Source organism: Pseudomonas guariconensis, from assembly GCF_040822035.1.
GTDB lineage: Bacteria > Pseudomonadota > Gammaproteobacteria > Pseudomonadales > Pseudomonadaceae > Aquipseudomonas > Aquipseudomonas guariconensis.
Window position 1 is genome coordinate 1,600,093 of the sequence record NZ_CP162012.1, and the last position, 23,212, is coordinate 1,623,304.

At 62.9% G+C, this 23,212-nt stretch carries 24 protein-coding genes; all 24 read left to right on the forward strand.

The window, feature by feature from the left end; all coding sequences use genetic code 11:
• Window positions 1-4: 4 nt before the first annotated feature.
• Complete coding sequence (locus AB1N67_RS07260; RefSeq protein WP_102081325.1) at window positions 5-1,696, forward strand: fused response regulator/phosphatase; 1,692 nt, start codon at window positions 5-7, stop codon at window positions 1,694-1,696.
• 60 nt (window positions 1,697-1,756) lie between these two features.
• On the forward strand, window positions 1,757-2,104 hold the full coding sequence (locus AB1N67_RS07265; protein WP_043212781.1) for an Hpt domain-containing protein: 348 nt from the start codon (window positions 1,757-1,759) through the stop codon (window positions 2,102-2,104).
• Window positions 2,105-2,174: 70 nt separating this feature from the next.
• Complete coding sequence (locus AB1N67_RS07270; RefSeq protein ID WP_043212784.1) at window positions 2,175-3,446, forward strand: flagellar hook-length control protein FliK; 1,272 nt, start codon at window positions 2,175-2,177, stop codon at window positions 3,444-3,446.
• Window positions 3,447-3,585: 139 nt separating this feature from the next.
• Window positions 3,586-4,083, forward strand: a complete 498-nt coding sequence (fliL, locus tag AB1N67_RS07275; protein WP_367863630.1) for a flagellar basal body-associated protein FliL — start codon at window positions 3,586-3,588, stop codon at window positions 4,081-4,083.
• Window positions 4,084-4,092: 9 nt separating this feature from the next.
• Entirely contained in the window at window positions 4,093-5,061 is a 969-nt protein-coding gene (gene fliM / locus AB1N67_RS07280) for a flagellar motor switch protein FliM (RefSeq protein ID WP_043212789.1), read from the forward strand.
• Between the two features lie 47 nt (window positions 5,062-5,108).
• Complete coding sequence (gene fliN / locus AB1N67_RS07285; protein ID WP_043212852.1) at window positions 5,109-5,573, forward strand: flagellar motor switch protein FliN; 465 nt, start codon at window positions 5,109-5,111, stop codon at window positions 5,571-5,573.
• 12 nt (window positions 5,574-5,585) lie between these two features.
• Window positions 5,586-6,020: a flagellar biosynthetic protein FliO gene (gene fliO, locus AB1N67_RS07290; protein WP_367863631.1), complete on the forward strand. Its 435-nt coding sequence runs from the start codon at window positions 5,586-5,588 to the stop codon at window positions 6,018-6,020.
• The gene (fliP, locus tag AB1N67_RS07295) at window positions 6,020-6,775 is read left to right on the forward strand and encodes a flagellar type III secretion system pore protein FliP (RefSeq protein ID WP_367863632.1); all 756 of its coding nucleotides are present in this window, start codon (window positions 6,020-6,022) and stop codon (window positions 6,773-6,775) included. Before fliO ends, fliP begins: the two co-directional genes overlap by 1 nt.
• A 21-nt stretch (window positions 6,776-6,796) precedes the next feature.
• Entirely contained in the window at window positions 6,797-7,066 is a 270-nt protein-coding gene (fliQ, locus tag AB1N67_RS07300; protein WP_043212792.1) for a flagellar biosynthesis protein FliQ, read from the forward strand.
• 7 nt (window positions 7,067-7,073) lie between these two features.
• Window positions 7,074-7,850, forward strand: a complete 777-nt coding sequence (fliR, locus tag AB1N67_RS07305; protein WP_043212794.1) for a flagellar biosynthetic protein FliR — start codon at window positions 7,074-7,076, stop codon at window positions 7,848-7,850.
• A gap of 2 nt (window positions 7,851-7,852) precedes the next feature.
• Window positions 7,853-8,995 carry a flagellar biosynthesis protein FlhB gene (gene flhB / locus AB1N67_RS07310; protein WP_043212796.1) on the forward strand — a complete coding sequence of 381 codons (1,143 nt, stop codon included), beginning with the start codon at window positions 7,853-7,855 and terminating at the stop codon, window positions 8,993-8,995.
• Between the two features lie 522 nt (window positions 8,996-9,517).
• Window positions 9,518-11,647, forward strand: a complete 2,130-nt coding sequence (gene flhA / locus AB1N67_RS07315; protein ID WP_043212797.1) for a flagellar biosynthesis protein FlhA — start codon at window positions 9,518-9,520, stop codon at window positions 11,645-11,647.
• Window positions 11,648-11,658: 11 nt separating this feature from the next.
• Complete coding sequence (gene flhF, locus AB1N67_RS07320; RefSeq protein ID WP_043212799.1) at window positions 11,659-12,972, forward strand: flagellar biosynthesis protein FlhF; 1,314 nt, start codon at window positions 11,659-11,661, stop codon at window positions 12,970-12,972.
• A gap of 88 nt (window positions 12,973-13,060) precedes the next feature.
• A complete protein-coding gene (gene fleN / locus AB1N67_RS07325) occupies window positions 13,061-13,894 on the forward strand; it encodes a flagellar synthesis regulator FleN (protein WP_043212801.1) in 834 nt (277 codons plus the stop codon).
• Window positions 13,891-14,631: an RNA polymerase sigma factor FliA gene (gene fliA / locus AB1N67_RS07330; RefSeq protein WP_367863633.1), complete on the forward strand. Its 741-nt coding sequence runs from the start codon at window positions 13,891-13,893 to the stop codon at window positions 14,629-14,631. The genes fleN and fliA overlap by 4 nt, the downstream gene beginning before the upstream one ends.
• 104 nt (window positions 14,632-14,735) lie before the next feature.
• A complete protein-coding gene (locus AB1N67_RS07335; protein ID WP_011534888.1) occupies window positions 14,736-15,110 on the forward strand; it encodes a chemotaxis response regulator CheY in 375 nt (124 codons plus the stop codon).
• 18 nt (window positions 15,111-15,128) lie between these two features.
• A complete protein-coding gene (locus AB1N67_RS07340) occupies window positions 15,129-15,917 on the forward strand; it encodes a protein phosphatase CheZ (protein WP_043212807.1) in 789 nt (262 codons plus the stop codon).
• A 12-nt stretch (window positions 15,918-15,929) separates the two neighbouring features.
• On the forward strand, window positions 15,930-18,152 hold the full coding sequence (locus AB1N67_RS07345; protein WP_332770793.1) for a chemotaxis protein CheA: 2,223 nt from the start codon (window positions 15,930-15,932) through the stop codon (window positions 18,150-18,152).
• 45 nt (window positions 18,153-18,197) lie between these two features.
• Window positions 18,198-19,319, forward strand: a complete 1,122-nt coding sequence (locus tag AB1N67_RS07350) for a chemotaxis response regulator protein-glutamate methylesterase (protein ID WP_090345499.1) — start codon at window positions 18,198-18,200, stop codon at window positions 19,317-19,319.
• Window positions 19,319-20,059 carry a flagellar motor protein gene (locus tag AB1N67_RS07355; protein ID WP_043212813.1) on the forward strand — a complete coding sequence of 247 codons (741 nt, stop codon included), beginning with the start codon at window positions 19,319-19,321 and terminating at the stop codon, window positions 20,057-20,059. The genes AB1N67_RS07350 and AB1N67_RS07355 overlap by 1 nt, the downstream gene beginning before the upstream one ends.
• A gap of 3 nt (window positions 20,060-20,062) precedes the next feature.
• Window positions 20,063-20,920 (forward strand): flagellar motor protein MotD, encoded by an 858-nt coding sequence (gene motD, locus AB1N67_RS07360; protein WP_043212815.1) that lies wholly within the window; start codon window positions 20,063-20,065, stop codon window positions 20,918-20,920.
• 77 nt (window positions 20,921-20,997) lie between these two features.
• A complete protein-coding gene (locus tag AB1N67_RS07365; RefSeq protein WP_043212817.1) occupies window positions 20,998-21,786 on the forward strand; it encodes a ParA family protein in 789 nt (262 codons plus the stop codon).
• Window positions 21,786-22,664 carry a CheW domain-containing protein gene (locus tag AB1N67_RS07370; RefSeq protein WP_043212820.1) on the forward strand — a complete coding sequence of 293 codons (879 nt, stop codon included), beginning with the start codon at window positions 21,786-21,788 and terminating at the stop codon, window positions 22,662-22,664. The genes AB1N67_RS07365 and AB1N67_RS07370 overlap by 1 nt, the downstream gene beginning before the upstream one ends.
• 67 nt (window positions 22,665-22,731) lie before the next feature.
• Complete coding sequence (locus AB1N67_RS07375) at window positions 22,732-23,211, forward strand: chemotaxis protein CheW (protein ID WP_003254393.1); 480 nt, start codon at window positions 22,732-22,734, stop codon at window positions 23,209-23,211.
• Window position 23,212 lies beyond the last annotated feature (1 nt).

Sequence of the window (23,212 nt, forward strand, 5' to 3'; positions counted from 1 at the left end):
CGCCATGCCGGCCGAACGGGCGCTGAGCGTGCTGATCGCCGAAGACGGTGCGGCAGACCGGTTGTTGCTGGCGCAGATCGTCCGGCGCCAGGGTCATGAAGTGTTCACCGCGGAAAACGGCGAGCAGGCCGTGGCGCTGTTCGCCGAACGGCGGCCGCAGCTGGTGCTGCTCGATGCGCTGATGCCGGTGATGGACGGTTTCGAGGCGGCGCGTCGGATCAAGGCGCTGGCCGGCGAAGCGCTGGTGCCGATCATCTTTCTCACCTCGCTCAACGAGCAGGACGCCTTGGTGCGCTGCCTGGAAGCCGGCGGCGACGACTTCATGGCCAAGCCCTACAGCGCGGTGATCCTCGGCGCCAAGATCCGCGCCATGGATCGGCTGCGTCGGTTGCATGCCACGGTGCTCGAGCAGCGAGACCAGATCGCCCGGCATCATCATCACCTGCTCAACGAGCAACGGGTCGCCAAGGCGGTGTTCGACAAGGTGGCCCATGCCGGATGCCTACGCGCGCCCAACATTCGCTACCTGCAATCTCCCTACGCGCTGTTCAATGGCGACCTGTTGCTGGCGGCCTATACCCCCAACGGCAACCTGCATGTGCTGCTGGGCGACTTTACCGGCCATGGCTTGCCCGCCGCGATTGGCGCCATGCCTTTGGCCGAGGTGTTCTACGGCATGGCCGCCAAGGGTCATGGTGTCGCAGAAACGCTGCGGGAGATGAACGCCAAGCTCAAGCACATCCTGCCAGTGGACATGTTCTGCTGCGCCCTGATGCTCGACCTGAGCTATCAACGTGGCACGGTGGAGGTCTGGAACGGCGGCATGCCGGATGGTTACCGTTTGTCCGCTACAGGAGAGGTGCTGGCCACGCTGCAATCGAGGCACCTGCCACTGGGCATCCTCTCGCCAGAGCGCTTCGATGACAGCACCGAGGTGTTGCCGCTGGCGGTGGGCGAGCGGCTTTTGCTGCTATCCGATGGCGTGGTCGATACCTGCGATGACCAGGAGCGGTTATTCGGCGTGCAGCGCCTGGAGCAGGTGCTGCGCGCCAATCGCGATCCGGCGCAGCTGCTGCCGGAGCTGATGCAAGCACTGGAGCATTTTGGCGGGCGCCCCCGGGACGATATCAGCCTGTGTGACGTGTCCATGGTCGAGCCCCAGTGGCAGGCGCCAGCGGCCGTGCCCGACAGCGAGGCCAGCCGTTCTGGTCCGTTGCATTGGTCGTTGCACTTCGAATTGCGTGGCGAAAGCTTGAAACGTTTCAATCCCGTGCCATACCTCGTTCAACTGCTGCAGGAGATCCATGGCCTGCGGCCAAACGGTGGCCTGTTGCACACGGTCCTGAGCGAGTTGTACGCCAATGCTCTGGAACATGGGGTGCTTGGCCTGGATTCGCGTCTCAAGCACGACGCCCAAGGATTTGCCGACTATTACCGCGAGCGTAGCCTTCGCTTGGCGCGGCAGGATGACGGCTTCGTGCGAATCGATCTGGAAGTTGAACCCTGGGCCAGGGGCGGGCGTCTGAAGATCGACGTACGCGACAGCGGCCTGGGATTCGACGTTGCCCAGGTGCTGTCTGGCCAGCGGCAGGGCCAGGGGTTGAGCGGGCGCGGACTGAACCTGGTGCGCAGCCTCAGCCAGAGCGCCGAGTGGCTTGAGGGTGGACGTTGTGCGCGGGTGGTATTCTGTTGGTGAGCAGCTGGCGCCGGACCCTGCGCAAGCAGGCCCCATGGACTTGATCAAAGGAGTGAGCAAGTGGCTGACATGCATATCGACCCGAAGATCCTCAGTGACCTGCAAGAGGTCATGGAGGAGGGGTATCTGCAATTGCTCGAGACTTTTCTGGAAGACTCCGAGCGCCGCCTAGACCAATTGCACGGGGCCCGCAGCGCCGAGGAGCTGGGCTTGGCGGCCCACAGCTTCAAGGGCAGCAGCGGCAACATGGGCGCGGTGGGCCTGGCCGAGCTGTGTCGGCAGTTGGAGGAGCGTGTGCGAAAGCATTCTCTGTATGGCATCGAGGACCTGATCAACCGGATCGATCAGGAGTATCTCGAGGTTCAGCGCTTCTACCGCGCCGAGCGCGCGCGTATTTCCGCAGGTTGAAGCAACCTGGCGCGACTTTTGCCTGTCTTTGCCTAGACGATTCACGATTATTCGGCGCGGAGACCTTTCAATGCCTGTCGCATCCAATCCTTTGCTGCAAGCCAGTGTGGTGAGCAAGCCATCGCGCGCGGCTGCTCAGACGGCGGACAAGCCGCAGGCGGCGGGCTCCCAGACGGGGGGCTTCGATCAGGTCATGGCCCGCCAGGGGCGTGATGACAAGGCGACCCAAGCCAAGGCCAAGGACAAATCCGACAGTGCGATCGACGGCAAGACCGAGCCTGCCGATACGCAGCCGGTTGCCGATGGCGGCAAAACCTTGCCAGTGGTCGATCAAACCAGCGACAGCAGCGAATCGAGCTTGCTCGATGCCAGCCTCGTGGCCGGGCAGGTCACCGATGCCCAGCCTGGCGCGCAATTGATTCAGGCGCAGGCAGAGGCAGTGGCGCCTGTGCTGCAGGCCGCGGTGCAGCCTCAGGCCGCGCCTGTCGAGACGCCGTCGGAGCAGGCGCCGGCCGTGGAGGATTTCGACCCTGCGGCCGATCCGTTGGCCAACCTGCCGACCTTGCGCCTGGCCCTGGAACAAAGTGCACAGGCCAAAGGGACGACCTCCGCCCATGCGGCGCCCACCAGTCAAAGTGACAGCGGCCAGCCCGACGATGGGCAGGTAGCCGTCAATACCTTGGCGAGCCTGATCGACAAACCGCAAGCTGAAGGCGACACCTCGCAGCCAGGTGACAAAGCCTTCAGCGAGCTGCTCGATAACGGCTTGAAGGATACCAAGAGCGCCAGCAGCGACACGCGGGTCGACGACTTCGCCAATCGCCTGGCCAGCCTGACACAGGCCGCAACGCCCAAGACCGCCAATGCCGTACCGCCCAGCCCACTGCATCAGCCGCTGCCGATGAACCAGAACGCCTGGGCCGAAGGATTGGTGAATCGCGTCATGTACCTGTCCAGCCAGAACCTCAAGTCCGCAGACATTCAACTCGAACCCGCCGAGTTGGGCCGCCTGGACATCCGCGTCAATGTCGCGGCGGATCAGTCTACCCAGGTCACCTTCATCAGTGGTCACGCCGGGGTGCGTGACGCTCTGGACAGTCAGGTGCATCGCCTGCGCGAACTGTTCGCCCAGCAGGGTCTGGCCCAGCCTGATGTCAACGTTGCCGATCAATCCCGCGGCCAGCAGCAACAGCAGGCTCAGCAGGAGGGTTCGAACCTGTCCGGGGTCGCGGCGCGGCGCGCCACGGCCGGTGGCGAGGACGACGGTGAACTGGCCGATGGTGCACAGCCGGTCGAACATCAGGTGGTGATCGGCGACAGCGCCGTCGATTACTACGCCTGAGGGCTGCGGCGCAGCCCATCTCAGGCCGTCACCAGCTCCTACGCTTGTCGGTTGCTCCCGCTCGGCTCAAATCTGGCATAACACTTGCTCAAGCCACGTCATCCTTCTTTGAAACCCCGATGGACGACGGATTATTGGCATGGCGAAGAGCGAAGCAGTCAAAGACCCCGCCACTAAAGGCAAACTCAAGCTGATCCTCCTGCTGGTGCTGGCATTGCTGCTGGCCGTGGGCCTGTCGGTGGGCGCCACGTGGTTCGTCATGCACAAGAGCGAGTCGGCACCCGCTGTCGATCCTGCCCAGACCAACGTCAAGGCGGCGGCGATCTATGAGCCGCTGGCGCCGGCTTTCGTGGTCAATTTCAACCAGAACGGTCGCCAGCGCTACATGCAGGTGAGCATCACCATGCAGGGGCGCAACCAGGCCGACCTGGACGCACTCAAGGTGCACATGCCTGTGATCCGCAACAACCTGGTCATGATGTTCTCGGGACAAGGTTTCGACACCCTGGCCAGCAGCCCGGTAGGCCAGGAGATGTTGCGCCAGAAGGCCACCGCGGTGGTCCAGGAAGTGGCGCAGAAGGAAGTCGGCAAGCCGGTCGTGGACCAGCTGCTGTTCACCAATTTCGTATTGCAGTAGGAGCCCGAAATGGCCGTGCAGGACCTGCTGTCCCAGGATGAGATCGACGCCCTGTTGCATGGCGTCGATGATGGTCTGGTACAAACCGAAAGCGCCGCCGAGCCCGGTGGCGTCAAAAGCTATGACCTGACCAGCCAGGATCGGATCGTCCGCGGACGCATGCCGACCCTGGAGATGATCAACGAACGCTTCGCCCGCTATACCCGCATCAGCATGTTCAACCTGCTGCGTCGCTCCGCCGACGTGGCGGTCGGCGGCGTGCAGGTGATGAAGTTCGGCGAGTACGTGCATTCGCTGTATGTCCCGACCAGTCTGAACCTGGTCAAGATCAAGCCGCTGCGCGGCACTTCGTTGTTCATCCTCGACGCCAAGCTGGTGTTCAAGCTGGTGGACAACTTCTTCGGTGGCGATGGCCGTCACGCCAAGATCGAAGGTCGTGAATTCACGCCCACCGAGCTGCGCGTGGTGCGCATGGTGCTCGACCAGGCCTTCGTCGACCTCAAGGAAGCCTGGCAGGCAATCATGCCGGTCAACTTCGAGTACATAAACTCCGAGGTCAACCCGGCCATGGCCAACATCGTCGGCCCGAGCGAGGCGGTGGTGGTCTCGACGTTCCATATCGAACTGGACGGCGGTGGCGGCGACCTGCACGTGACCATGCCGTACTCGATGATCGAACCGGTGCGCGAGATGCTCGATGCGGGCTTCCAGTCCGACCTGGACGACCAGGACGAGCGTTGGGTCAAGGCCCTGCGCGAAGACGTGCTCGATGTCAGCGTGCCGCTCTCGGCCACCGTGGCCCGCCGTCAGCTCAAGCTGCGCGACATCCTGCACATGCAGCCGGGCGATGTGATCCCCGTCGAGTTGCCCGAGCACCTGGTGCTGCGCGCCAACGGCGTGCCGTCGTTCAAGGCGCGCCTGGGCTCGCACAAGGGCACCTTGTCGCTGCAGATCATCGACCCGATCGAACGTCGCTGACGGCGTGCCGGTCGCTCCTTCCGAATTGAATGCCTGTCGAGGACATCATGGCTAACGAAAACGAAATCACCTCCCCGGAGGAACAGGCTCTGGCCGATGAGTGGGCTGCCGCCCTGCAGGAAACCGGCGACGCCGGCCAGGCCGACATCGATGCACTGCTGGCTGCCGACAGCGGCAAGTCCGGCGCCGGCCGCCTGCCGATGGAAGAGTTCGCAAGCTCCCCCAAGCCCAATGAAAACGTCAGCCTCGAGGGGCCGAACCTGGATGTGATCCTGGATATCCCGGTGAACATTTCCATGGAAGTGGGCAGCACCGAAATCAGCATCCGCAACCTGCTGCAGCTCAACCAGGGCTCGGTGATCGAGCTTGATCGCCTGGCGGGCGAGCCGTTGGACGTGCTGGTCAACGGCACCTTGATCGCCCACGGCGAGGTGGTGGTGGTCAACGAGAAGTTCGGCATCCGCCTGACCGACGTGATCAGCCCCAGCGAACGCATCAAGAAGCTGCGCTGAGTGAAGGGGTCGATGCGGGCCGTGATGGCCTTCGGCGCCTTGCTCGTCAGCGAGACGGTGATCGCGGCCACCCAGGCAGCGGCACCCGCTGCGGCCGCACCCGGCAGCCTCAGCGGGCAGTTGGCACAGATGGTCTTCGGCCTGTTGCTGGTGATCGGCCTGATCTTCGCCCTTGCCTGGTTGCTGCGCCGCATGCAGGGCGCGACACCGTGCGGTGGGCAGGTGATCGATATCATCGGCAGCCGGACGATCGGCCCGCGTGACCGCCTGCTGCTGGTGCAGGTGGGCAAGGAGCAGATCCTCATCGGTCACTCGCCCGGCAACATCGAGGCATTGCACGTGTTGGCCGAGCCTGTGGAGGTGCCCGCCAGTGCCCGCCCAGCCACGCCGGAGTTCGCCCAGCGGCTGCTCGAGCTGATGGGCAAGGATCAGAAGGACAAGAAGTGATGACCGGCGCATTGCGCTCATTGTTGACCCTGGCGCTGCTGCTGGCTGCGCCGATGGCCTTGGCTGCCGACCCGCTGTCGATTCCGGCCATCACCCTGTCCAATGGGGCGGACGGCCAGCAGGAGTATTCGGTCAGCCTGCAAATCCTGCTGATCATGACGGCGCTGAGTTTCATTCCGGCGTTCGTCATCCTGATGACCAGCTTCACCCGCATCATCATTGTCTTTTCCATCCTGCGTCAGGCCCTGGGCCTGCAGCAGACGCCTTCGAACCAGGTGCTGACCGGCATGGCGTTGTTCCTGACGCTGTTCATCATGGCCCCGGTGTTCGACCGGGTGAACCAGGACGCCATCCAGCCCTACCTGAACGAGCAGATGACCGCCCAGCAAGCCATCGACAAGGCCCAGGGGCCGCTGAAGGACTTCATGCTGGCCCAGACCCGGCAAAGCGACCTGGACCTGTTCGTGCGCCTGTCCAAACGCACCGACATCGCCGGCCCTGAGCAGGCGCCATTGACCATCCTGGTACCGGCGTTCGTCACCTCGGAGCTCAAGACCGCGTTCCAGATCGGCTTCATGATCTTCATTCCGTTCTTGATCATCGACATGGTGGTGGCCAGCGTGCTGATGGCCATGGGCATGATGATGCTCTCGCCGCTGATCATCTCGCTGCCGTTCAAGATCATGCTGTTCGTTCTGGTCGATGGCTGGGCGTTGATCATGGGTACCCTGGCCGGCAGTTTCGGTGGCGTCTGACGCCATCAAGGAGAGCCCTGCATGACACCAGAAGTTGCCGTAGACATTTTTCGTGATGCGCTGTGGATGACCACCATGATGGTGGCCATCCTGGTGGTGCCGAGCCTGTTGGTCGGCCTGGTGGTGGCGATGTTCCAGGCTGCCACCCAGATCAACGAGCAGACCCTGAGCTTTCTGCCGCGCCTGCTGGTGATGCTGGTCACCCTGATCGTCATCGGGCCCTGGCTGTTGCAGCGCTTCATGGAGTATTTCAACCGTCTGTACACCAGCATTCCGCAGCTGATCGGTTGATGCAGTCATGCTGGAGCTGACCGATACGCAGATTGGCACCTGGGTCGCCACGTTCATCCTGCCGTTGTTCAGGGTGACGGCGGTGCTGATGACCATGCCGATCCTGGGTACCAAGATGTTGCCCGCGCGCATCCGTCTCTATGCAGCTTTAGCCATCACCGTGGTGATTGTTCCAGGGCTGCCGCCCTTGCCTGAGATCGACCCCCTGAGCCTGCGTGGCGTGTTGCTGTGCGCCGAGCAGGTGATTGTCGGTGCGCTGTTCGGTCTGGCCTTGCAGATGCTGTTCCAGGCGTTCGTGGTGGCTGGGCAGATCATTGCCGTTCAGATGGGGATGGCCTTTGCCTCCATGGTTGACCCGGCCAACGGTGTCAACGTGACAGTCGTCAGCCAGTTCATGACCATGCTGGTGAGCATTCTATTCCTGCTGATGAATGGTCATCTGGTGGTGCTGGAGGTAATGACCGAGAGCTTCACCACCTTGCCGATCGGCAGTGCGCTGATGGTCAATCATTTCTGGGAGATGGCCGGGCGCATGAGCTGGGTGCTCGGCGCTGGCCTGTTGTTGGTATTGCCCGCGATCACTGCGCTGCTGGTGGTCAATATTGCATTCGGCGTCATGACGCGTGCCGCGCCGCAGTTGAACATCTTCTCCATTGGTTTTCCGTTGACCCTCGTGTTGGGGCTGGCCATCTTCTGGGTCACCCTGGCGGACATTTTTTCCCATTACCAGCTGTTGGCCAGCGAAGCGCTGCAATGGCTGCGTGAGCTGGCAAGGGCGCGCTGAAGATGGCAGAAAGCGAGAGCGGTCAGGACAAGACAGAAGAACCCACCGACAAGCGCCGGCGCGATGCGCGTGAAAAAGGCGAAGTGGCTCGCTCCAAGGAGCTCAACACAGTAGCGGTGACCCTCGCTGGTGCCGGGGCCCTGCTGGCATTCGGTGGGTATCTGGCGGAAACGTTGATGGACCTGATGCGTATGAGCTTTTCTCTCACCCGCGACATGGTGGTGGATGAGAGTGCCATGGGAACCCTGCTCCTGGTCTCGGGAAAGATGGCGATCTGGGCGGTTCAGCCCATCGTGATCATGCTGTTCGTGATTTCCTTCATCGCACCTATCGTCCTGGGTGGTTTCTTGTTCTCTGGCAGCTTGTTGCAGCCGAAATTCAGCCGCATGAACCCCTTGTCGGGCATCAAGCGGATGTTCTCCTTGAACTCGCTGACTGAGTTGCTCAAGGCGTTTGCCAAGTTTTTCGTGATTTTGGTGGTGGCGCTGGCGGTACTTTCCAGCGATCGCCAGGCATTGATGGCGATTGCCAACGAGCCGCTGGAGCAAGCCATCATCCATAGCGTCCAGGTGGTCGGGTGGAGCGCGTTGTGGATGGCTGCCGGATTGCTGCTGATCGCGGCGGTCGACGTGCCGTTCCAAATCTGGCAGGCGCATAACAAGCTGAAGATGACCAAGCAGGAAGTGAAGGACGAATACAAGGATTCGGAAGGCAAGCCTGAGGTCAAACAGCGGATTCGCCAGTTGCAGCGCGAAGCCTCGCAGCGGCGCATGATGGCGGCGGTGCCCGAGGCGGATGTGATCATCACCAACCCGACGCACTATGCCGTGGCGCTCAAGTACGACCCGGAATCGGGCGGGGTGGCGCCTTTGCTGTTGGCCAAGGGGACGGATTTCATCGCGTTGAAGATTCGCGAGATCGGCGTTCAGCATCAGGTGCAGATCCTCGAGTCTCCGGCGTTGGCGCGGGCGATCTACTACTCCACCGAGCTTGAGCAGGAGATTCCGGCGGGGTTGTACCTGGCGGTGGCGCAGGTGCTGGCTTATGTGTTCCAGATCCGGCAATACCGGGCGGGGAAGGGCAAGGCGCCGGAGCCTTTGAAGCCTGATTTGCCGATTCCGCCGGATTTACGGCGTGATCAGTGAGTGGTTATGGGTTGGCTTTGGCTTTTTGGGGCTGATCCGTTTGCTTGGGTGACGCTGAGTCACCTTTGCACCCTTACGGCGGGTCACTTTGGTCTTGCCAAGTAAAAGCCGCTGCGCCCCAGCATATGCCCCGCCCGTGGCGGGGTTCCCTCTTCATTGTCTTGCGGGACCTCGCGCCCTCCGGCTGGCTACGCCAGCCTCCCTCTCGCGACTTTGGCTACCGCCGAAGGGCGCTGCGCGCCTGCCCCTACAGACACCTCCGCTCGGCCTGCTAATGGGGCGCAAGTTGCGGGCGGCGCCTGGGCTGGCGTTGTTTTATCCGTTGTCATGGGGCGGCCCATGCCTACTTTTGCCCAAGAACGAAAATAGGTCGCCGTAAGGGCGAAAAGCGCCAGTGGCGCCCTCACCAAACCCAGATATTCACACGGCCTGAAAGCCACCCTCAAAAGTTGGAAAGCTTCTTGCAAAGGCAGCGCCAAACGCCCATTCAGGCGTCAAAGTTTTGCTTGAAGAGGATTTGCGGTGGATCGCACTCAGTTAATCAACAGCGCCCGAAACAACCTGGCTGGTCTCGGCCGGGGCAACCTGGGCGTGCCGCTGTTGCTGCTGGTGATGATGGCAATGATGATGTTGCCGATTCCACCGTTCCTGCTCGACGTTTTCTTCACCTTCAACATCGCCCTGTCGATCGTCGTCCTGCTGGTCTGCGTATACGCCCTGCGCCCGCTGGACTTCGCTGCGTTTCCCACCATCCTGCTCGTGGCAACCTTGCTGCGTCTTGCCCTGAACGTGGCCTCCACGCGTGTGGTCATGCTCCACGGCCAGGAAGGCCACGGTGCTGCGGGCAAGGTGATTCAGGCCTTCGGCGAGGTGGTGATCGGCGGCAACTACGTGGTCGGTGCGGTGGTGTTCGCCATCCTCATGATCATTAACTTCGTCGTGGTCACCAAGGGCGCCGGGCGTATTTCCGAGGTGAGCGCACGTTTCACCCTTGACGCGATGCCTGGCAAGCAGATGGCGATCGACGCCGACCTCAATGCGGGCCTGATCGACCAGGCTCAGGCCAAGGCCCGACGCGCCGAAGTCGCCCAGGAAGCCGAGTTCTATGGCTCCATGGACGGTGCCAGCAAGTTCGTTCGCGGCGACGCCATCGCCGGGCTGCTGATCCTGTTCATCAACCTTATCGGCGGCATGCTCATCGGTATCCTGCAGCATGGCATGTCGGCCGGCGAGGCGGGCAAGGTCTACGCCTTGCTGACCATCGGTGACGGTTTGGTGGCGCAGTTGCCCTCGCTGCTGCTGTCCACCGCCGCCGCGATCATGGTGACCCGAGCCTCCAGTTCCGAGGACATGGGCAAGCTGATCAATCGGCAGATGTTCGACTCGCCCAAAGCGTTGGCTGTTTCGGCGGCGCTGATGATCGTCATGGGCTTGGTTCCGGGCATGCCGCATATCGCCTTCCTGGGGCTTGGCGCGGCGGCCGGGGGCGGTGCCTACCTGGTCTGGCGTCGTCAGCAACAGGCCAAGCTCAAGGCCCAGGAAGAAGCGCAGCGCCAGCAGGACCTGCTGCCATCGCCCCAGCGTGCCTTGGAAACCAAGGAATTGGGTTGGGACGATGTGACGCCAATCGACATGATCGGCCTTGAGGTCGGTTATCGCCTGATTCCGCTGGTGGACCGCAACCAGGGTGGCCAGCTGTTGGCGCGGATCAAGGGGGTGCGCAAGAAGCTGTCCCAGGACCTGGGCTTTCTCATGCCCACTGTGCATATCCGCGACAACCTGGACCTGCAGCCGAGCGCCTATCGCCTCACCTTGATGGGGGTGATCCTGGCTGAAGCGGAGATCTATCCGGACCGGGAGCTGGCCATCAACCCGGGCCAGGTCTTCGGCACGCTCAACGGTATCGCTGCGCGCGATCCGGCGTTTGGTCTTGAGGCGGTGTGGATCGACGTCGGGCAGCGTGCCCAGGCTCAGTCGCTGGGCTACACCGTGGTCGATGCCAGCACGGTGGTGGCCACCCACCTCAACCAGATCCTGCAGAAACATTGCCATGAACTGATCGGCCATGAAGAGGTCCAGCAACTGTTGCAAGTATTGGCCAAAGGTTCGCCTAAACTTGCCGAGGAGCTGGTACCGGGTGTCATTTCGTTGTCAGGCTTGCTCAAGGTCCTGCAGGCATTGTTGGCCGAGCAGGTGCCGGTGCGGGACATCCGCAGTATCGCCGAGGCAATCGCCAACAATGCTGGCAAGAGTCAAGATACCGCCGCGCTGGTGGCGGCAGTGCGCGTCGGATTGTGTCGCGCCATCGTGCAAAGCATTGTCGGCGTTGAGTCCGAGCTGCCTGTGATCACCCTCGAACCAAGGTTGGAACAGATTTTGCTCAATAGTCTGCAAAGGGCCGGGCAAGGCCAGGAAGACGGTGTTCTCCTGGAGCCGAGCATGGCCGAGAAGCTGCAGCGATCGCTGATCGAAGCGGCCCAGCGTCAGGAGATGCAAGGCCTGCCGGCCATTCTTCTGGTCGCCGGCCCGATCCGCGCCATGCTGTCGCGCTTCGGTCGCCTGGCTGTACCGAATTTGCATGTTCTGGCGTATCAGGAAATACCTGACAACAAGCAAGTCACCATCGTTGCCACCGTGGGCCCCAACGGCTGAGGTAGTGGGTTATGCAAGTTAAGCGTTTTTTCGCCGCCGATATGCGTCAGGCCATGAAGCTGGTCCGGGATGAGCTTGGCTCCGACGCCGCCATCATCGGCAACCGGCGCATCGCCGGCGGTGTCGAGTTGACGGCCGCGCTGGACTACAAGCTGTCCGCCCTGGCCCCACGCGTGCCGAACATCGAACTCGAGGACGAGCTGCGCAAAACCCAGACGCGCATCGCCACCGCCCAGGCCGAACTGAGCACACGCAACGAAAGCGACGAGATCGGCAATCGCCAATTGTTCGCCGGATTGTCGTTGACCGCCTCCGAGCCACTGGTCGAGCCACAGGTTGACGCGCCGGCGCAGGTTGCGGCTCCAGCGCCGGCACCGGTCGATCCGCGTCTGTTCGATGCCATGCGCTCGGAGCTGTCGGGCCTGCGCGAATTGCTCGAAGTCCAGCTCGGATCCCTGGCCTGGAGCCAGCTGCAGGGCAACAAGCCGCAGCAGGCCAACCTTTGGCGTCGTTTGCAGCGTATCGGCCTGTCGGGCCCGATCGCTCGCGAAGCACTCGAGCTTGCCGGCGAGATCGAAGACCCGCGCCACGCCTGGCGCATGATCTTGGCCCACCTGGCACGGATGATCCAGGTCCCCGAGATCGAGCCGATCGAAGAGGGCGGTGTGATCGCCATGGTCGGTCCGGCTGGTATGGGCAAGACCACCACGTTGGCAAAGCTGGCGGCGCGCTACGTGCTCAAATACGGCGCCCAGCATCTGGCGCTGGTGAGCATGGACAGCTTCCGCATTGGCGCCCAAGAGCAGCTCAAGACATTGGGGCGCATCCTCAATGTGCCGGTGACCTATGTCGACCCGGGCCAGTCCTTGGCCCAGGCGCTCGATCCGCTGTTGCGCAAGCGCGTGGTGCTGATCGACACCGCAGGCCTGCAGGCCAGCGACCCGGCCCTGCGGCTGCAACTGGAGAGCCTGGCCGGACGCGGCATCGCCGCCAAGAACTACCTGGTCCTGGCCACCACCAGCCAGAAGCAGGTGCTGACCGCCGCCTACCACAGCTACAAGCGCTGTGGCCTGGCCGGCTGCATCCTGACCAAGCTTGATGAAACGGCCAGCCTCGGCGAAGTGCTGAGCCTTGCCATCAGTCACGAATTGCCCGTGGCCTATCTGACCGATGGACCGCGCATTCCTGACGACCTGCAACTGCCGCGCAAACATCAGTTAGTCAGCCGTGCGGTCAGTGTGCAGATGCAGGACGAGCCCAGCGAAGAGGCGATGGCCGACATGTTCGCTGATCTCTACCACAACCCAGGCAAGCGTGCGGGTTGACGAATGGACAGCGCAAAGTACCTGCATCCTGAGCGTCGTGTTCAGCTCCTGATGTGGCCTGGGCCCCGAGACAAGGTAAAGAACAAACATGGGTAGCATGCATCCCGTACAGGTGATCGCCGTGACCGGCGGTAAAGGTGGCGTGGGCAAGACCAACGTTTCAGTGAACCTGTCCCTGGCGCTGGCCGAGCTCGGCCGCCGGGTCATGTTGCTGGATGCCGACCTGGGCCTGGCCAACGTCGACGTCCTGCTGGGGCTGTCGCCCAAGCGCACCCTGGCCGATGTCATCGAAGGGCGCTGCGAGCTGCGCGATGTGCTGTTGCAGGGGCCAGGCGGTGTGCGCATCGTGCCGGCCGCCTCCGGCACCCAGAACATGGTGCACCTGGCGCCAGCCCAGCATGCCGGGCTGATCCAGGCGTTCAGCGAGATCGGCGACAACCTCGATGTGCTGGTGATCGATACCGCCGCGGGAATCGGGGACTCGGTGGTGAGCTTCGTGCGCGCCGCGCAGGAGGTGCTGTTGGTGGTCTGCGACGAGCCGACCTCGATCACCGATGCCTACGCCTTGATCAAGCTGCTCAACCGCGATTACGGCATGAACCGCTTCCGGGTCCTGGCCAACATGGCGCAGAGCCCGCAGGAAGGGCGCAACCTGTTTGCCAAGTTGACCAAGGTCACGGATCGCTTCTTGGACGTCGCCTTACAATACGTCGGTGCCGTGCCTTACGACGAATGTGTACGCAAGGCGGTGCAGAAGCAGCGGGCGGTCTATGAGGCCTTCCCTCGATCCAAGTGTGCGCTGGCCTTCAAGGCCATCGCGCAGAAGGTCGACAGCTGGCCGCTGCCTGCCAACCCGCGCGGGCACCTGGAGTTTTTCGTCGAGCGTCTGGTGCAGCCTACCAGCGCAGGACCGGTACTATGAATGCGAGCGGTTTCAAGATGTACAGCCGGGCGGCGCGTGATGCCCACTACGAACTGGTCGAACGTTATGCCCCTCTGGTCAAGCGCATTGCCTATCACTTGCTGGCGCGCCTGCCGGCCAACGTACAGGTCGAGGACCTGATCCAGGCGGGCATGATCGGCTTGCTGGAAGTGGCCAACAAATACGATGCCAGCAAGGGCGCGAGCTTCGAAACCTACGCCGGCATCCGCATTCGTGGGGCCATGCTCGATGAGGTACGCAAGGGGGATTGGGCGCCGCGTTCGGTACACCGCAACACCCGCATGGTCAGCGACGCGATACGCGCCGTGGAGGCCAGAACCGGTCGCGACGCTAAAGATCATGAAGTTGCTGCCGAACTCCAATTGAGTCTCGATGATTATTACGGGATTCTGAACGACACCCTGGGCAGTCGCCTGTTCAGCTTCGACGACCTCCTGCAGGACGGCGAGCACGAAGGGCTGCACGAGGATGGCGCCAGTGGCCAGCTGGAACCTTCGCGGGACCTGGAAGACGAGCGCTTCCAGGCCGCGCTGACCGAAGCCATCGCCAACCTGCCGGAGCGTGAGCGTCTGGTGCTGGCGCTGTACTACGACGAAGAGCTGAACCTCAAGGAAATCGGTGAGGTGCTTGGGGTCAGCGAGTCGCGTGTCAGCCAGTTGCACAGCCAGTGCGCCGCGCGCCTGCGCAGCCGTCTCGGGGAATGGCGGGCACGTTGAGCCAGGGTTCGCCACCGTCGTTGGATGTTGTACCGAATTGATTGAATGCGCGTCCGGGGGCCGGGCGCGTTTAAGACTGCTTGGAGGTCTAATTGAACAAAGACATGAAAATCCTCATCGTTGACGACTTTTCGACGATGCGGCGGATCATCAAGAACCTGTTGCGTGACCTGGGCTTCACCAACACCGAGGAGGCCGACGACGGCACCACGGCGTTGCCGATGCTGGAAAACGGCCACTATGACTTCCTCGTGACCGACTGGAACATGCCTGGCATGTCCGGCATCGACCTGCTGCGCAAGGTCCGTGCCCATGACCGCCTCAAGGGTATGCCGGTGTTGATGGTGACCGCTGAAGCCAAGCGCGACCAGATCATCGAAGCGGCCCAGGCCGGGGTCAACGGCTATGTGGTCAAGCCCTTCACCGCCCAGGTGCTCAAGGAGAAGATCGAAAAGATCTTCGAACGCGTCAACGGCTGAGTCACGTCAGGGGGCGCCATGGAGCAAATGAACACATCGTTGGGGGAGTTCGAGTCGACCCTGAAGAAACACGCCCAGGAACTGGTCGAGAGCCTCGAGCACGGCCGGTTCGGCGAGGCGGTGCAGCTGATCCACCAGCTGAACCAGACCCGCGACCGCGGCCTGTACCAGGAAGTCGGCAAGCTCACCCGCGAGCTGCACAGTGCGATCGTCAGCTTCCAGATCGACCCGCGCATGCCGCAGGCCGAGGAAGTGTCGCAGATCACCGACGCCACCGAGCGCTTGTCCTACGTGGTCAAGCTCACCGAAGGCGCGGCCAACCGCACCATGGACCTGGTGGAGGCGAGCACGCCGCTGCTCAACGACCTGCAGGCCGAGGCCCAGAATCTGAGCACCGACTGGCAGCGCTTCATGCGCCGTGAAGTCGCAGCGCCGGAGTTTCGTGATCTGGTCAAGCGCGTCGACAGTTTCCTGACGCAAAGCGCCGAGGGGAACCGCAAGGTCGCTGGCCATCTCAACGACATTCTCCTGGCCCAGGACTACCAAGACCTCACCGGCCAGGTGATCAAACGGGTGACCGCGCTGGTCACCGAAGTCGAAAGCAATCTGCTCAAGCTCGTGCTGATGGCCAGCCAGGTCGACCGTTTTGCCGGTATCGAACATGACCACCAGCAGCTGCGTGCTGAAAAAGATCAAGAAAAACATCCGACTCGGGGTGAAGGTCCGCAGATTCATGCCGATAAGCGTGAAGATGTCGTGTCCGGTCAGGACGACGTCGACGATTTGCTGTCCAGCCTGGGTTTTTAGGGAGCACGTTCAATGAGCTTCGGCGCCGATGAAGAAATCCTCCAGGATTTCCTGGTAGAGGCCGGCGAAATCCTCGAGCAACTGTCCGAGCAATTGGTCGAGCTGGAAAGCCGACCGGAAGATGCGGACCTGCTCAATGCGATCTTCCGCGGTTTTCACACTGTAAAAGGGGGCGCCGGCTTCCTTCAGCTCAATGAGCTGGTGGAGTGCTGCCATATCGCCGAGAACGTGTTCGACATCCTGCGCAAAGGTGAGCGCCGGGTCGATGCGGAATTGATGGATGTGGTGCTCGAGGCACTGGATACGGTCAACAGCATGTTTGGCCAGGTGCGCGAGCGCAGCGACATTACCCCGGCCACGCCGGAATTGCTGGCCGCACTGTCGCGTCTGGCCGAGCCGGCCGGTACCGAGGCCCCAGCGCCTGCGGCCCAGGCTCCAGCCGTCGCCGAAGCCGAGCCTGCGGTCGAGCCCGACATCACCGATAGCGAGTTCGAACAACTGCTCGACTCGCTCGATGCGGTGAAGGCCCAGGCCGAGGCTACCGAACAGCTGCAGGGTGAGGTCGCGGGAAGCGACAGCGACGAGATCACCGATGCCGAGTTCGAGTCGCTGCTCGATCAGTTGCACGGCAAAGGCCAGTTTTCTGCCCAGACGCCTGCGCCTGTGTCGGCTGACAGCGTCGCGGCGCCGAGCAGCGATGAAATCACCGACGATGAATTCGAAGCGTTGCTCGATCAGTTGCACGGCAAGGGCACCTTCGCCGCCGATGCACTGCCCGGCGCCACGGCTCAGGCACCGGCTTCGGTCGAGGCGGGCGCCCAAAGTGGTGACATCACCGAGCACGAATTCGAAGCTTTGCTGGATCAGCTACACGGCAAAGGCAAGTTCTCCAGTGACGCGGCCGTGGCTGCGCCTGAGGCCGTGGCGGCCTCTGCCGTGGCCAAGGCCGACAGCAAGCCTGTCGCCAAGCCTGAACCGGCGCCGGTGGCCAAGCCTGCGGCTGCCAAACCGGCCGCGCCGGCCCGCGCAGCAGCCCCAGCCGCCGAAAAGCCTACGGCCAGCGAAGCGGAAACCACTGTGCGGGTCGACACCGCGCGCCTGGACGAGATCATGAACATGGTCGGCGAACTGGTGCTGGTGCGTAACCGTCTGGTACGCCTGGGCCTGAACAGCGGCGATGAGGCCATGTCCAAGGCTGTGTCCAACCTCGACGTGGTCACCGCCGACCTGCAGACCGCGGTCATGAAGACCCGCATGCAGCCCATCAAGAAGGTCTTCGGCCGCTTCCCACGGCTGGTTCGCGACTTGGCCCGCCAGCTCAAGAAGGAAATCAACTTGGAGCTGGTCGGTGAGGACACCGACCTGGACAAGAACCTGGTCGAGGCCTTGGCCGACCCGCTGGTGCACTTGGTACGCAACGCCGTCGACCATGGCATCGAAATGCCCGAGGAGCGCGAAGGCGCCGGCAAGGCACGGACCGGCCACGTGGTGCTGTCGGCCGAGCAGGAAGGCGACCACATCCTGCTGTCGATCTCCGACGACGGCAAGGGCATGGACCCTAACATCCTGCGGGCCAAGGCTGTCGAAAAGGGCCTGATGGACAAGGACGCCGCCGATCGCCTGAGCGAATCCGATTGCTACAACCTGATCTTCGCGCCGGGCTTCTCCACCAAGACCGAGATCTCCGACGTGTCCGGTCGCGGTGTGGGCATGGACGTGGTCAAGACCAAGATCTCTCAGCTCAACGGCTCGATCAACATCTTCTCGGCCAAGGGCCAGGGTTCGAAAATCGTCATCAAGGTGCCCTTGACGCTGGCGATCATGCCGACCTTGATGGTGATGCTGGGCAACCAGGCGTTCGCCTTCCCGCTGGTCAACGTCAACGAGATCTTCCACCTGGACCTGTCGCGCACCAACGTGGTCGACGGCCAGGAAGTGGTGATCGTGCGCGACAAGGCGCTGCCACTGTTCTATCTCAAGCGGTGGCTGGTCCAGGACCAGGTGCATGAGGAGCAGCGCGAAGGCCATGTGGTGATCCTGTCGGTCGGCACCCAGCGTATCGGCTTCGTGGTCGATCAGCTGGTGGGCCAGGAAGAGGTGGTGATCAAGCCGCTGGGCAAGATGCTCCAGGGCACCCCGGGCATGTCCGGCGCGACCATCACCGGCGACGGTCGCATCGCGTTGATCCTCGATGTGCCGAGCATGCTCAAGCGTTACGCCGCCCGGCGAATTTGATTTCGGTGGCGCACCTTGGCGGTTGCGCCGCCTAATGGAGTGTTTATGGCAGTCAAGGTCCTGGTGGTGGATGATTCCGGTTTCTTCCGCCGCCGCGTCTCGGAAATTCTCTCGGCCGACCCGACTATCCAGGTCGTGGGTACCGCGACAAATGGCAAGGAAGCGATCGACCAGGCAATCGCCCTCAAGCCGGATGTCATCACCATGGACTATGAAATGCCCATGATGGATGGCATCACGGCAGTGCGGCACATCATGCAGCGCTGCCCGACGCCGGTATTGATGTTCTCCTCGCTGACCCACGAAGGCGCCCGGGTCACCCTCGACGCCCTGGATGCCGGCGCGGTGGACTACCTGCCGAAGAACTTCGAGGACATCTCGCGCAACCCGGACAAAGTCCGGCAGTTGCTGTGCGAGAAGGTCCACACCATTTCGCGCAGCAACCGCCGGTTCGGCGGTTTCGCGACGGCAAGCCCGGCGCCTGCGCCTGCCAGCCATGCACCGACCAGCAGCTTCGCAAGCCCTTCGACGGCTCGCGTTTCGACCCCGGCTGCGTCTGTGGCCCGTCCAGCGTCCAGCAGCCATTCGCCAGCACCCAAGCGCAAGCCCTACAAGTTGGTCGCCATTGGCACGTCCACCGGCGGCCCGGTGGCGCTGCAGCGGGTGCTGACGCAACTGCCGGCCAGCTTCCCGGCGCCGATCGTGCTGATCCAGCACATGCCGGCGGCCTTCACCAAGGCCTTTGCCGAGCGCCTGGACAAACTGTGCAAGATCAGTGTCAAGGAAGCCGAGGATGGCGACATGCTGCGCCCGGGGTTGGCCCTGCTGGCCCCTGGCGGCAAGCAGATGATGATCGACGGCCGTGGCGCGGTGAAGATCCTGCCGGGCGATGAGCGCCTGAACTACAAGCCCTGCGTGGATATCACGTTCGGCTCGGCGGCCAAGTCCTATGGAGACAAGGTCCTGTCTGTGGTTCTCACCGGCATGGGTGCCGACGGTCGCGAAGGGGCCCGCCTGCTCAAGCAGGGCGGCAGCACCGTCTGGGCCCAGGATGAGGCCAGCTGCGTGATCTATGGCATGCCGATGGCCATCGTCAAGGCCAACCTGGCCGATGCGGTTTACAGCCTGGACGAGATCGGCAAGCATCTGGTCGAGGCGTGCGTCTGATGGATGTCCTGAGCCTGATTGGCCTGATCCTCGCGTTCGTCGCCATCGTCGGCGGCAACTTCCTGGAAGGCGGCCATGTCGGTGCCTTGCTCAACGGCCCGGCGGCGTTGATCGTGCTGGGCGGTACCCTGGCGGCGGCGCTGCTGCAGTCGCCGCTGTCGGCCTTCAAGCGGGCATTGCAGATCCTGCGCTGGATTTTCTTCCCGCCGCGCGTTGACCTGCCCGGCGGTATCGATCGGGTCGTCAACTGGAGCCTGACCGCGCGCAAGGAAGGCCTGCTGGGTCTTGAAGGGGTGGCGGACGCCGAACCCGACCCGTATGCGCGCAAGGGCCTGCAACTGCTGGTGGACGGCGCGGAGCCCGAGTCGATCCGCAGCATCCTCGAGGTCGACTTCCTGACCCAGGAGAGTCGCGACATCCAAGCGGCCAAGGTGTTCGAGAGCATGGGCGGCTATGCGCCGACCATCGGCATCATCGGCGCGGTCATGGGCTTGATCCATGTGATGGGCAATCTGGCCGACCCATCTCAGCTGGGCAATGGCATTGCGGTGGCTTTCGTCGCCACCATCTACGGCGTGGCCAGCGCCAACCTGATCCTGCTGCCGATCGCCAACAAGCTCAAGGCCATCGCGCTGCGCCAGTCGCGCTACCGCGAAATGCTGCTCGAAGGCCTGCTGTCGATCGCAGAAGGGGAGAACCCACGCTCGATCGAGCTGAAGCTGCAAGGCTTCATGGAGTAAGCCATGGCCCGCCGTCGTCACACCGAGGAACACGAAAACCACGAACGCTGGCTGGTGTCGTACGCCGACTTCATCACCTTGCTGTTCGCCTTCTTCGTGGTCATGTATTCGATCTCCTCGATCAACGAGGGCAAGTACAAGGTCATCTCCCAGGCTCTGCTCGGCGTATTCAACGACCCTGAGCGCAGCATGAAGCCCATCCCGATCGGCGATGAACGCCCGCTCAGCGTCAAACCCGCCGAGCCGCTGATCAAGGACAGCGAGCAAACCGACGCAGGCCTTGCCCAGAGCAATGCCGACCCGTTGAAGACCATTAGCGATGACGTGCGCGACGCCTTTGGCGACCTGATCAAATCCGACCAAATGACCGTGCGCGGCAACGAACTGTGGGTCGAGATCGAGCTCAACTCATCGCTGCTGTTCGGCAGCGGTGACGCCATGCCCAGCGACACAGCGTTCTCGATCATCGAGAAGGTGGCCAACATCCTCAAGCCTTACGCCAACCCGGTGCACGTCGAAGGGTTCACTGACAACCTGCCGATCCGTACCGCTCAATACCCGACCAATTGGGAGCTGTCCTCTGCCCGAGCGGCGAGCATCGTCCGCCTGCTGGCGATGAACGGTGTGAACCCGGCGCGCATGGCCTCGGTGGGGTATGGCGAGTACCAGCCGGTGGCCAGCAACGAGACGGCCGAAGGGCGGGCGCGTAACCGTCGAGTGGTGCTGGTGATTTCCCGCAACCTGGAAGTACGCCGCAGCCTGACCGGGTCCGGTAGCGCCAATGCCACGCCGGACGCGGCCTTGCGGCGGGCTGGCACACAAACTGCACCGACAACGCCTGCACCGGCGGTTGGGGGCTGAGCCCGTCAATTGTCCGTCACTGAATTCAAACCGTTCCCGGCAGGGCAGGCGGCCATTGCGGGGGGAAGCAACGCACGATGAGAGTCTGGGCAGTAGCCAATCAAAAAGGTGGCGTCGGCAAGACCACCACCACCATCGCCTTGGCCGGGTTGCTGGCCGAAGCGGGCAAGCGCGTGGTCGTCGTCGACCTCGACCCGCACGGCTCGATGACCAGCTACTTCGGGCACAACCCTGATGCCCTGGAGCACAGCTGCTACGACCTGTTCCTGCACAAGGGCACGGTGCCCGAGGGCTTGCCAGGGCAACTGTTGCTGCCCACCAGCGACGAGCGTATCTCGCTGCTGCCTTCGAGCACCGCATTGGCCGTGCTCGAACGCCAGTCGCCGGGGCAGAGTGGCCTGGGCCTGGTGATCGCCAAGAGTCTGGCGCAGCTGTGGCAGGATTTCGACTTCGCCCTGATCGACAGCCCTCCGCTTTTGGGGGTGCTGATGGTCAATGCCCTGGCTGCCAGCCAGCAGTTGGTGATCCCGGTGCAAACCGAGTTTCTCGCGGTCAAGGGCCTGGAGCGCATGGTCGGGACATTGGCCATGGTCAACCGCTCGCGGCGCCAGGCGCTGCCCTACCAGATCGTGCCGACCTTGTTCGACCGTCGCACCCAGGCGTCTCTTGGCACGCTCAAGGTCTTGCGTGACAGCTATGGTGAGCAGGTCTGGCAAGGCTACATCCCGGTCGACACGCGCCTGCGCGATGCCAGCCGGGCGGGGGTCACACCTTCGCAGTTCGATGGCAAGAGCCGGGGGCTGATCGCCTACCGGGCATTGCTCAAGCATCTGTTGACCTACAAACCCGCATTGCAGGTGGCCTGATGAACCCAGCACGGCAGACCACCACCAAGCCGCAATTGGCCTTGCAGTCCTACCTCGATGGCCTGTTGCAGGACGCCACCGAGGAGCTCGATGCGCCCCAAGCGCCGGCTGAAGAGGCGATCGTCGATGAATTCGCCGCCGCGGTGCGTGAGGAGCAAGCCAGGGACGCTGAGCGTCAGGCCGCCCCAGCAGCAGTTGTTGCGCGACCCTTCGCCGAGCCCAGTGCAGTGGCCGTGTTGCCAACGGTACTGAAACCGGTCGAGGTGACGCCGGAGCCTGCGGCCGTCAACGTCGAACCCGAAACTCCAGCAGTCGAGGCCCAGGCAATCGAGCCGGTGGCGCCACTGGTGGATGTCTACCTGCCGGCCGCCAATCCTCCTGTGCCACCGGCGACGGTGGACGGTCGCCCGGCCTGGGCGGCAGAGCCCTTCGAGTGCTTGCTGTTCGATGTCGCAGGGCTGACCCTGGCGGTGCCGCTGGTCTGCCTGGGCTCGATCTACAGCCTGGCGGGTCAGGAGTTGACGCCGCTGTTCGGCCAGCCTGACTGGTTCCTGGGCATCCTTACGTGCCAGGCGGGCAATCTCAAGGTCCTGGATACCGCGCGCTGGGTCATGCCCGACCGCTATCGCGACGATTTCCGCCAGGGCCTGCAGTACGTGATTTCCGTCCAGGGCTATGAATGGGGGCTGGCCGTGCATCAGGTCAGCCGCTCCCTGCGCCTGGACCCGGCCGAGATCAAGTGGCGCAGCCAGCGTGGCCAGCGGCCCTGGCTGGCCGGCACCGTGATCGAACACATGTGCGCCTTGCTCGATGTCGCTGAACTGGCCGAGCTGATCGCCAGCGGCGCCGTCAAGCAAATGCATGCCAAACACCAATGACTGAAGGCCACAACTGCCGTGGCCATAGCGAGCACACCGCCAATGGCGGATTTTGAGGGGTAGGGGAATGAAAAAGTCGTCTGCACAAGGTTCCGAAGATCCGATCCTGCAATGGGTAACCTTCCGCCTGGACAATGAGTCCTATGGCATCAACGTCATGCAGGTGCAGGAAGTCCTGCGCTATACCGAGATCGCTCCGGTGCCTGGTGCGCCGAGCTACGTGCTGGGCATCATCAACCTGCGCGGCAACGTGGTCACGGTGATCGACACCCGTCAGCGTTTCGGTCTGATGCCGACCGAAGTCACTGACAACACCCGCATCGTCATCATCGAGGCGGACAAGCAAGTGGTGGGCATCTTGGTCGACAGCGTGGCCGAAGTGGTCTACCTGCGTCAGTCCGAGATCGAGACCGCGCCGAATGTCGGCAACGAAGAGTCGGCCAAGTTCATCCAGGGCGTGTGCAACAAGAACGGCGAGCTGCTGATTCTGGTCGAGCTGGACAAAATGATGACCGAGGAAGAGTGGTCCGAGCTGGAGAACATCTGAG

Excerpts from the sequence above, each read along its gene's own strand:
- fliM (WP_043212789.1), top strand. The coding sequence starts at position 4,093 with ATGGCCGTGCAGGACCTGCTGTCCCAGGATGAGATCGACGCCCTGTTG.
- flhB (WP_043212796.1), top strand. The coding sequence starts at position 7,853 with ATGGCAGAAAGCGAGAGCGGTCAGGACAAGACAGAAGAACCCACCGAC.
- fliP (WP_367863632.1), top strand. The coding sequence starts at position 6,020 with ATGACCGGCGCATTGCGCTCATTGTTGACCCTGGCGCTGCTGCTGGCT.
- AB1N67_RS07365 (WP_043212817.1), top strand. The coding sequence starts at position 20,998 with ATGAGAGTCTGGGCAGTAGCCAATCAAAAAGGTGGCGTCGGCAAGACC.
- AB1N67_RS07260 (WP_102081325.1), top strand. The coding sequence starts at position 5 with ATGCCGGCCGAACGGGCGCTGAGCGTGCTGATCGCCGAAGACGGTGCG.
- fliN (WP_043212852.1), top strand. The coding sequence starts at position 5,109 with ATGGCTAACGAAAACGAAATCACCTCCCCGGAGGAACAGGCTCTGGCC.
- AB1N67_RS07270 (WP_043212784.1), top strand. The coding sequence starts at position 2,175 with ATGCCTGTCGCATCCAATCCTTTGCTGCAAGCCAGTGTGGTGAGCAAG.
- fliO (WP_367863631.1), top strand. The coding sequence starts at position 5,586 with ATGCGGGCCGTGATGGCCTTCGGCGCCTTGCTCGTCAGCGAGACGGTG.
- fliR (WP_043212794.1), top strand. The coding sequence starts at position 7,074 with ATGCTGGAGCTGACCGATACGCAGATTGGCACCTGGGTCGCCACGTTC.
- flhF (WP_043212799.1), top strand. The coding sequence starts at position 11,659 with ATGCAAGTTAAGCGTTTTTTCGCCGCCGATATGCGTCAGGCCATGAAG.
- fleN (WP_043212801.1), top strand. The coding sequence starts at position 13,061 with ATGGGTAGCATGCATCCCGTACAGGTGATCGCCGTGACCGGCGGTAAA.
- AB1N67_RS07335 (WP_011534888.1), top strand. The coding sequence starts at position 14,736 with ATGAAAATCCTCATCGTTGACGACTTTTCGACGATGCGGCGGATCATC.
- AB1N67_RS07375 (WP_003254393.1), top strand. The coding sequence starts at position 22,732 with ATGAAAAAGTCGTCTGCACAAGGTTCCGAAGATCCGATCCTGCAATGG.
- AB1N67_RS07355 (WP_043212813.1), top strand. The coding sequence starts at position 19,319 with ATGGATGTCCTGAGCCTGATTGGCCTGATCCTCGCGTTCGTCGCCATC.
- AB1N67_RS07370 (WP_043212820.1), top strand. The coding sequence starts at position 21,786 with ATGAACCCAGCACGGCAGACCACCACCAAGCCGCAATTGGCCTTGCAG.
- AB1N67_RS07345 (WP_332770793.1), top strand. The coding sequence starts at position 15,930 with ATGAGCTTCGGCGCCGATGAAGAAATCCTCCAGGATTTCCTGGTAGAG.
- AB1N67_RS07350 (WP_090345499.1), top strand. The coding sequence starts at position 18,198 with ATGGCAGTCAAGGTCCTGGTGGTGGATGATTCCGGTTTCTTCCGCCGC.
- fliL (WP_367863630.1), top strand. The coding sequence starts at position 3,586 with ATGGCGAAGAGCGAAGCAGTCAAAGACCCCGCCACTAAAGGCAAACTC.
- fliA (WP_367863633.1), top strand. The coding sequence starts at position 13,891 with ATGAATGCGAGCGGTTTCAAGATGTACAGCCGGGCGGCGCGTGATGCC.
- fliQ (WP_043212792.1), top strand. The coding sequence starts at position 6,797 with ATGACACCAGAAGTTGCCGTAGACATTTTTCGTGATGCGCTGTGGATG.
- AB1N67_RS07340 (WP_043212807.1), top strand. The coding sequence starts at position 15,129 with ATGGAGCAAATGAACACATCGTTGGGGGAGTTCGAGTCGACCCTGAAG.
- motD (WP_043212815.1), top strand. The coding sequence starts at position 20,063 with ATGGCCCGCCGTCGTCACACCGAGGAACACGAAAACCACGAACGCTGG.